This window comes from Deferrisoma sp. (assembly GCF_054681715.1).
Genome location: NZ_BAAHFQ010000125.1, coordinates 1 through 8,422, shown reverse-complemented (window position 1 = coordinate 8,422; position 8,422 = coordinate 1). Strand labels below are relative to the sequence as shown.

Below are 8,422 nucleotides of genomic sequence, written 5' to 3'. Positions count from 1 at the left end.
GGCATCCTGTTCCTCCCCGGCGAGATGCGCCGGGGCGACTACCGGGGCACCCCCATCGAGCGCCTCCTCCCGGTCAAGCTCGGCCCGGGAGAGGAAGATACGTCCGGGGACCTCGCCCTCGTCGCCGTGGTGGACACGTCCTTTAGCATGTTCTACCCGCTGGGGCCGCGGCGGGTGCGAAAGATCGACATGGCGAAGGAAGCCCTTCTTCGTCTTGCCCGGTCGGTGGGCGACGCGGGCGGACGGTTCGGGGTGCTGGGGGTCGAGGCCCACCCGTACTGGGTCGTTGGGCTCCACGAGGACCTCCCGGCCGGGCGGATCGAGGAGCGCGTGGCCCGCCTGGTGGCCATCGGGGCCGGGATCCAGTTCTATTCCGGGCTCCTGGAGGCGGGCCGGGCGTTGCGGCGGACCGAGGCGGCGCGCAAGCACGTCCTCGTGCTGGCCGACACGGCCGACGTGGACGAGTACGAGGTCACGGGGGCCGGCACGGTGTGGGATCTCGTGGGGGGGCTGCGGGCCGAGGGCATCACCGTGAGCCTGGTGGGGTTCGGCACGCCCGGGGACGCCCACGTCCCGCTCCTGAACCGCCTCGTTTCCCTGTCGGGCGGGTACCTCTACCTGGCCACCGACGCGACGGAGGTGCCCGGGTTCGCGCTCCGGGACCTCGATGCGATCGCGGCCGACCCGATCCGGCGCCTGCGGGTCGGGGTGCGCCCGGAGCGGTACCCGGAGATCGAGGGCCTGCTGGCCTCGCGGCCCGTGCCCGGGGCCCGGGTGCCGGTGCGCAGTTTGGACGGGACCCCGGTGGCCGGGGTCTGGCGGGTGGGGCGGGGCGGGGTCGGGGTCTTCCTGGCCGACCCCGGCGCCGGGGGCTGGGCCGGGGGCTGGGCCGGGTGGGTGTGGGAGGAGCTCCTGTCCGGGGTTCCGGCGGGCAAAGGACCGGCCGCCCCGTCGCGCGGCGCGCGTGGGGTGGGGCCGGTCGCGGCGGGCGGGGGGGAAGGGAAGACGGAACGACGCGCGGGAGCGCCCCTGGTCGGGTGGGCCGTGGCCGCCGCGGCGGCCGCGGCGGGGGGAACGCTGCTGTCCCAGGACACGTGAGGGGCCGGAGGGCCCCGGGAGGCGAACGATGGCGAACACGGGAACATGGAGGCGGCTCGCCGCGGGGGTCGTGCTCGCGGCGGCGTGGGCGTGGGCGGGAGGGGCCCGCGCGATGCACGGCATCCCGCCCCCGGGCGACGAGCCGCCGCTCCTGGAGAAGGCCCGCTCGGGAGACGTGCGGGGGGTGTGGGCCGAACTCGAGCGGGGGGTGCCGGCCGACGAGATGGGCCGCGACGGAGAGACCGCCCTGTGCGTGGCGGCCCAGGCCGGCCGCTGGGAGGTGGTGCGGGTGCTCCTGGCCCGGGGGGCGAACCCGAACCATCTCGACTTCAACGGCCGCACCCCGCTCATGTACGCGGCCTACGGGGGCGACGGCACCTCGGTGCGGCTCCTTCTCGACGCGGGGGCCCGTACCGGGGTGCGCGACGTGCACGGCATGACGGCCCTCATGAAGGCCGCGTTCGCCGGCCAGTCCGACGCCGTGCGGGTGCTCCTGGACGCCGGCGCGGACCCCTGTGCGCGGGACGACGCGGGGCGAACCGCGGCGGATCTCGCCCGGGAGATGGGCCGGACGGCGCTGGCCGAGGAGATCGCGGCGGCGGGCGGGTGCGGCCGATGAGGGATATGGCGCACCGGGGGGCGGGTTGAGCGAAATTCCACAAGGACCAGGGGGCCGGCCGCGGCGGCCGACCCCGCAGCGACGGGCCTTTGGCCGTGGAGGTGGAGATGGCACAACACTTGCTTGGAACGCACGACGCGCCGGAGGGGCATCCTGTTGCGGATCGAGATCGGGGAACGAGGCGGAAACGCGCGGTGGGACGCGCCCGAACAGCGAAAGGAACGGGAATGAGCCTGAAGCGAACGCTCGAAACGGTGGTGATGATGGTCCTGGTCGTGGCCCTGGCCGGCGCGGCGCGGGCGCAGTTGCCGGCGCCCCAGTTGATGCCGGGGTTTCCCATGCTGGCGGGGCCCAACGTGATGGTGATGTGGATGCCCGTGCCCGGGGCCGTGAAATACAACGTGTACATGAACGGGCAGAAGCTGGGCGAGACCCCGGCGGTGAACTACATGGCCCCCGCGCCCGAGAAGGCGGGCGAGTACACCTTCGAGGTGGCGGCCGTGGACCAAAGCGGCGCCGAGGGCGCCCGGGCGAGCGGGAAGGTCAAGATCATCAAGCTCGAGCCGCCCAAGGGGCTCGCGGCCATGGCCCGGGGCGAGCGCATCGGGCTTCGGTGGGACGCCGCCGAGGGGGCCGTGGTCTACAACGTGTACCGCTCGGAGAACAAGGACGAGAAGGGTGATCTCCTAGGCTCGGTGCAGGCCACCAAGTACGACGACACCAAGGTGGAGGACGGCAAAACCTACTACTACCGGGTGACGGCCCGCGACATGTCGGGCACGGAGTCGGCCCCGAGCGAGCCCCTCGAGGTGAAGTACGAGGCCCCGAAGCAGGCGGCCGGTGCCGCGGCCAAGGTGGAGGAGATCCTGGTCGAGGCCAAGGACCGCAAGTGCCAGGGCTCCGCAGGCCTCGAGAACCTCCAGTTCCCGGGCGACCTCGCCTTCGACCGGGAGAGCGAGACCCTCTACGTGGTGGACGGCGGCACGAAGAAGGTCTACGTGTTCTCGGCGGACCTGGAGCACCTGGCCACCTGGCCGGGCGAGGGGGCCGACTGGCAGTTCAACATCCCGGTGGGCATCGGCATCGACCCGGCCGGGGAGCCGATCTACGTGACCGACACCAAGGCCCTGTGGGCCTTCGACCGCAACGGGGGCGTCATCTGGCGAAAGGAGTACAAGGAGCTCGGGAAGGAGTTCAAGTACTTCAACGATGTCACCGTGGCCGAGGACGGCACCATCTACGCCATCGACTCCAAGGGCAAGCGGCTCGCCGTGCTCGACCCCGACGGCCGGCTCCTGGAGAGTTACGACACCTCCAAGGACGCGGGCACCACGATGGCCCTCAACCTGAACCACAAGGGGAACCTGATCCTCACCGATCCCCTCTCGGCGAAGGTGTTCGAGATGGACTTCGAGGGCAACACCCAGCGCTCCTTCGGGGAGTTCGGGGTGATCCCCGGGAAGATGGGGCGGGCCGAGGCCCTGGCCGAGTACGCCCCCGACAAGGTGCTCGTGCTCGACTCCATGGCGACCCGCATGCATCTCTACACCATGGACGGCCAGTACCTGGGCGACCTGGCCATGGACGGGAAGGCGCTGCCGGCCATCTCGTCGGCCGGGGTGGCGTTCGTGCCGGGCAAGAACTGGGTGTTCTGGTCGGAGAAGCTCGAGCACCGCGTGTGCCGGGTGACCGTGCCGGAACTGCCGTAAGGGGTAAAGAGGCCGGGTCCCGGCCCCCCCGAGGAGCCGGGACCCGGTATGAGGTCACCACAACGGGAGATCGCCGCGCCGGAAAGGAGGTGATGCGGGCAGAACGGGCGACGGCGAACGGACACACCGAACCACCCAACACGGTCCAAAGGAGGAAGACGCATGAGAAGGCTGATGAAGGGCCTCGCGGCCGCGGGCCTCGCGGTCGCCCTGGCCGCCCCCGCGTTCGCCGGGGTCACGGGTACCAAGCACGACATGATCGCGATGACTCTCACCGGGCAGTTCGCCCTGAACCGGGGCGTGTGCTCCTTCTGCCACGTGCCCCACGGGGCCCAGGGCGACCGGCTGTGGGCCGGCACCCCCGCCGCCGGGTACACCCCGGTGGCGAACCTCTGCGCCACCTGCCACCTCACCGGGAACGGCTCGATCACGAGCTCGGCCACCGAGTCCACGAACATGTTCGACGAGGCGGCCCACGGGTTCGACGAGACCGTGCTCACCACGGCCGGCACCCGGTACAACCAGGGCCAGAGCCTCGCGGGCTCGGGGCTTCCCTACACCAACGACGACGCGGGCGTGAGCGGCACGAACATCGACTGCACCTCGTGCCACGACCCCCACTCGAACACCGTCGGCCAGCGGCCGTTCCTCCGGATGGCGCTCACGAGCCTCTGCCAGGCCTGCCACGGCTCGCGTGAGACCACCGGCACCATGGCCTCGAACACGAACGGCGCGACGACCCCGCACTCGAACCACCCCGTGGGCGCCTCGTACACGGGACGGGCCTCGGCGCCCATCACCTGGACCGCGGCCTACCAGCGGACGGCCGACCTCACCAACGCCTCCAACGCGACCGAGGGGAACTGGACCCTCGGCGGGCACCGCACCGACGGCGGCACCGCCGGCGGCGTGACCTGCGTGACCTGCCACATCGTCCACGGCGAGGACCCGACGAACGGCGGGGCCCTGCCCCAGAACGACCTCCTCGTGAACGTGAAGGCGAGCGCCGCGGGCGACCTCTGCACCGACTGCCACGGCGCGGCCCCCGGGGCGGCGGGCACCACGAACCACCCCGTGGCCACGACCTCCGACGCCACGTACGCGGGTAGCGTCACCGGGAACACCCTGGCCGTGGACAGCGACGCGCAGCCGTTCCTCCAGGACGACGTGGTGAGCCCGTCGGGCGTGTACGCCGACGCCGGCACGCTCGTGTGCCTGAGCTGCCACGACATCCACTTCGGCGAGGACGCGAGCCCCGTGCTCGCCGACACCGCGGCCACGAGCCCCGATTTCAACCCCTTCTGCCAGGGCTGCCACATCGACCCGGTCATCACGAGCCGGGCCCACCACCCCTACACGGGCTCGACGAGCTACGACACGGCGACCTACGAGGCCTACATCGTGGGCGGCACCTCCGCGGCCTTCTACCAGCAGGCCCTCGGGTGCGAGACCTGCCACCGGGCCCACAACGGCGTGGACCAGGGCATCACCGGGTCCAGCGCGGACTTCCTGCTGCGGGCCCTCAACTGGGACGGCCCCACCAACGCGGACACCCCGGCCTCGAGCATGTGCGTGGCCTGCCACAGCGCGAACCCCGCCCGGTTCAAGTACAACCTGGGCCAGGCCGGCGACCTCGGGTCCCACTGGGTGAGCCACGCGGCCGCGATCGTCACCAACGACGACAACGCCACGCCGGTTCTGGACGCCGGTGAAGACACGACCAGGGTGCCGGGCCTCCAGACGAACGGCCCCGGCGGCGGCGCGCCGATCCGGACCACGAACTGGCCCGCGACCGGGCTCGACTACGCGGGCGACGGCAACCAGAGCTCGTTCTCCAAGGTGGGCGGCCAGACGTTCGACTTCGCCACGGGCCCGGCGGACACGGGCGGCGTGATCTGCGAAAGCTGCCACAGCGTGACGAACCCGCGCGACGCCGACTGGCTGCTCCTGGGCGAGTTCGACACCACCGCCCGGAACACCAATGACAACACGACGGCCAGCACCGCCACGACCCAGACCGCCCAGGGCGGCGACGGCCTGTGCCTCGGCTGCCACGGCATCCCGGGCGGGACCCACCCGACCACGGGCAGCACGGTGACGAAGACCGGCGCCGCGCTCAACACGGACACCTCCCCCTATGCGGCGGCGAGTCCGGCGGGCGAGGCGTTCTACCCGGCCGCGGACGAGATGACGTGCACCTCGTGCCACGACGTCCACTCCGGGAACACGGGCGCCGCGATCTACATCCTGAAGAACGGGCAGAACAACGAGCAGATGGGGACCGCCACGACCCTCACGGACGCCGTGCGGGCCTACACCGGGAGCACCGTGGCGGATCCGAGCCTGAACTTCACGGATCTGTGCGCGGCCTGCCACGACCAGTACCGGTAGGGCAACACACGGCCCGCCCCGGGGCCCGGCGCCCCGGGGCGGGGCAAGGGTAGTTCGGGAAGGGGGGCGGCGCCCGGCGCCGCCCCCCGGTCCCGCGTGGTGGGGGTGGGGGGCTGCGGTGAAACCTCAAACGACAAGGAGAGTGCAGATGCTCAAGCGGATCGTTTCGGTTGCCTGCTGCGCCGTGTTGCTCCTGGGCGTGGCCGTCGGGGGCGCGGGGGCCGAGGAGAAGAAGGCCGAGAAGCCCACGGTGAGCCTCAAGGTGGGCGACCCGGTGGTGGACGTGATGGTGGACGGGAAGAGCCTCGCCAAGGAGGTGGGGCAGAAGGGCGTGGTGATCTGGGCCCAGTCGGCCTGCTCGGCCTGCCGCCATGAGCTTTCGAACCTCGGGAACCTGAAGGAGAAGTTCAAGGACACGAAGTTCGTGGTGATCATGGTGGACGTGGGCGGCAAGGAGATGGCCTCCCGCGTGGTGGACAAGTACGGGGTGGACAAGGTCGCCACGGTCCTCTACGATCCCGAGTTCCAGTCGGGGGAGAAGTACGGCGTGTACAGCACCCCGTACGCCGTCGTGGTGAAGGGGGGCAAGGTGGTGGAGCGCCTGGGGAACCTCAATCCCCGGGAGAACCAGCTCGCCGCGGCGCTGGGCAAGCTGTAACCGGGAGGCACGGCCCGGCCGGCCCGGGGAGGGCCGCCGGGAAGGAACGTCGCGCGGCGTGGCGGGCCCTAACCCGCCACGCCGTTTTTCGGGGGGCGGGCGGAGGACGTCGTGGGGAAACGGACGGCATGGATCGGGGCCGCGGTGGCGGCGGCGCTGGCGTGGGCTTCCGCGGTGCCGGCGGGCACGCAGGAGTTCGCGAAGGCGATGGAGGAGGGCCGGTGGGGCGAGGCGGCCGCGGAGGGCCTCGCCCTGGCGGAAACCCTGCCCCGGGGGCCCGAACGGTGCCGGGTGGAGAACGACGTGGCCGTGGCCCGGATGAACCAGGGCCGGTGGGAGGAGGCCCTGGGGCTCCTGGAAGGGGTGGAGGAGGCGTGCGGGCTCGACGCCGTCGTGGCCTACAACCTGGCCCACACCCACCTCATGCTGGGGGACCACCTGGAGGCCGTGCGGTACGGGAGCGAGGCGGCGCGGCTGGGGTACCGGGCGCCGGCGATCTGGCTCGTGCTCGCCGAGGGGCAGGCCGGGCTGGGCCGGTGGGAGGAGGCCCTGGCGTCGTTTCTTGCGTTTCGGGAGGCCGACCCCTACCGGCCCGAGGGCCACCGGGGCGTGGTGCTGGCGCTGGGGCGGCTGGGCCGCTGGGCCGAGGCCGCGAAGGCGGCCGAGCACATCCTGGGCATGGCGCCGCTCGAGCAGTTCGACCCGGGGTTCCAGGCCATGGTGGGGCGGATCTGGGCCCACACGGGGAAGGTGGAGAGGGGGCGGGAGGTGCTGAAGCGGCTCGTCTCGCTTTCGCCCTTCGACCCCGAGCTGCTGGTGGCCATGGCCGACGTGGAACTGGCCGCGGGCGACGCCGACCGGGCGATGGCGGTGGCCCAGAAGGCCGTGTTCGCCGGCGCGGACCCGGAGTCGGTGTTGAAGGAACTGGGGAAGGCCGACGACCCGCGGTGGCGGGAGGTGGTCGGCCGGGGACCGGAGGAGTAGCCGGAGGGAGTGCCGTGAAGCGTCGGACACTGTGGGCGTGCGTCGCCGCGGTGGCCGCGTGGGGCGCGGGAATGCCGGTGGCGCAGGCGGTGGATCTCACGATGGGGGAGCGGGGGGCCCGGGAGGCCCGGGCGCTGGCGGAGGAACTCGAGACCCTCGAGGCGCTGGACGCCCGGTTCGACATCCCGGCGTTCGATCTGAACGGCGTGCGGGTGCACGCCGTGGTGGCGACCCCGCGCTACCGGGGGGCCCGGCGGGTGCTCGCCGGGGGGGAGCCCGACACGGCGGCGGCCGACGCCTTGGAGTTGGAGATCCGGGCGTCGGGGGGCCCGGCGGCCCAGGACGTGGAGGCGGAGTTCTTCCGGGGGAAGGCTCGGATCCTGGCCCGGGACCGCACGGTGGAGCAGGGGGCGGACGGGTGGATCATCCGGGCGGCGTTCAACCCGGAGCACCTGGACCTGGAGGGTCCGGCCACGCTCCTGATCCGGGTGGGCAAACCGAGGGCCCACAACGCGAACTACCGGCTGTTTCGTCTGAACCTGGCCGAGTTCCCCTGACGCGCGGCCGGGCCCCCCTCACTTCGCGTGGCACTGCTGGCAAACGCCGGTGAAGCTGCCCAGTTGGTCCCGGGGGGTGACGTAGGTGCCGGGCGAGCCGTCGGCCTGGAGATAGGACGTCCGGCCCGAGCGGGCCTCGGCGAGCGCGGCGGGGTAGAGCCCCCCGGCCTCCACCCCGGGGCCCTTCCACTCCCCGCCGTCCAGGTGCTCGGGGGCGTCGAGGCAGTAGGTGTAGGAGTTGGGGTTCGCGTCGTGGGGCTGGTGGCACGAGTCGCAGGAGAGCGCGTTGCGGGCCCGGTCGAGGGTGGCGTGGCCCAGGATGCGCTCCCGGAGCCACGGGGCCGAGGCGTTGAGCGGCTCGCCGGTGCGCGACACGGTCATGCCGGTCATGGGGTGGGTGCCCTCG

The 8,422-nt window shown here is 72.4% G+C and carries 8 protein-coding genes; 7 read left to right on the top strand and 1 reads right to left on the bottom strand.

The features are described from left to right. The 7 genes from ACY0I8_RS14050 to ACY0I8_RS14020 form a co-directional block, all read left to right on the top strand. On the top strand, positions 1–1,098 hold a 1,098-nt coding region (locus tag ACY0I8_RS14050; RefSeq protein ID WP_461395267.1), incomplete at its 5' end, for a vWA domain-containing protein. 28 nt (positions 1,099–1,126) lie between these two features. Continuing rightward, positions 1,127–1,717 (top strand): ankyrin repeat domain-containing protein, encoded by a 591-nt coding sequence (locus ACY0I8_RS14045; RefSeq protein ID WP_461395266.1) that lies wholly within the window; start codon positions 1,127–1,129, stop codon positions 1,715–1,717. 227 nt (positions 1,718–1,944) lie between these two features. Continuing rightward, positions 1,945–3,426: a hypothetical protein gene (locus ACY0I8_RS14040; RefSeq protein ID WP_461395265.1), complete on the top strand. Its 1,482-nt coding sequence runs from the start codon at positions 1,945–1,947 to the stop codon at positions 3,424–3,426. Positions 3,427–3,588: 162 nt separating this feature from the next. Continuing rightward, positions 3,589–5,817, top strand: a complete 2,229-nt coding sequence (locus ACY0I8_RS14035) for a cytochrome c3 family protein (protein ID WP_461395264.1) — start codon at positions 3,589–3,591, stop codon at positions 5,815–5,817. Positions 5,818–5,965: 148 nt separating this feature from the next. Then, on the top strand, positions 5,966–6,475 hold the full coding sequence (locus ACY0I8_RS14030) for a TlpA disulfide reductase family protein (RefSeq protein ID WP_461395263.1): 510 nt from the start codon (positions 5,966–5,968) through the stop codon (positions 6,473–6,475). Positions 6,476–6,586: 111 nt separating this feature from the next. Further along, on the top strand, positions 6,587–7,459 hold the full coding sequence (locus tag ACY0I8_RS14025; RefSeq protein WP_461395262.1) for a tetratricopeptide repeat protein: 873 nt from the start codon (positions 6,587–6,589) through the stop codon (positions 7,457–7,459). Positions 7,460–7,473: 14 nt separating this feature from the next. Then, positions 7,474–8,016, top strand: a complete 543-nt coding sequence (locus ACY0I8_RS14020) for a hypothetical protein (RefSeq protein WP_461395261.1) — start codon at positions 7,474–7,476, stop codon at positions 8,014–8,016. A gap of 18 nt (positions 8,017–8,034) precedes the next feature. On the opposite strand, the gene ACY0I8_RS14015 is transcribed toward ACY0I8_RS14020, so the two are convergent. Continuing rightward, a partial coding sequence (locus ACY0I8_RS14015) for a hypothetical protein (RefSeq protein ID WP_461395260.1) occupies positions 8,035–8,422 on the bottom strand: 388 nt, incomplete at its 5' end.

Excerpts from the sequence above, each read along its gene's own strand:
- ACY0I8_RS14030 (WP_461395263.1), top strand. The coding sequence starts at position 5,966 with ATGCTCAAGCGGATCGTTTCGGTTGCCTGCTGCGCCGTGTTGCTCCTG.
- ACY0I8_RS14045 (WP_461395266.1), top strand. The coding sequence starts at position 1,127 with ATGGCGAACACGGGAACATGGAGGCGGCTCGCCGCGGGGGTCGTGCTC.
- ACY0I8_RS14040 (WP_461395265.1), top strand. The coding sequence starts at position 1,945 with ATGAGCCTGAAGCGAACGCTCGAAACGGTGGTGATGATGGTCCTGGTC.
- ACY0I8_RS14035 (WP_461395264.1), top strand. The coding sequence starts at position 3,589 with ATGAGAAGGCTGATGAAGGGCCTCGCGGCCGCGGGCCTCGCGGTCGCC.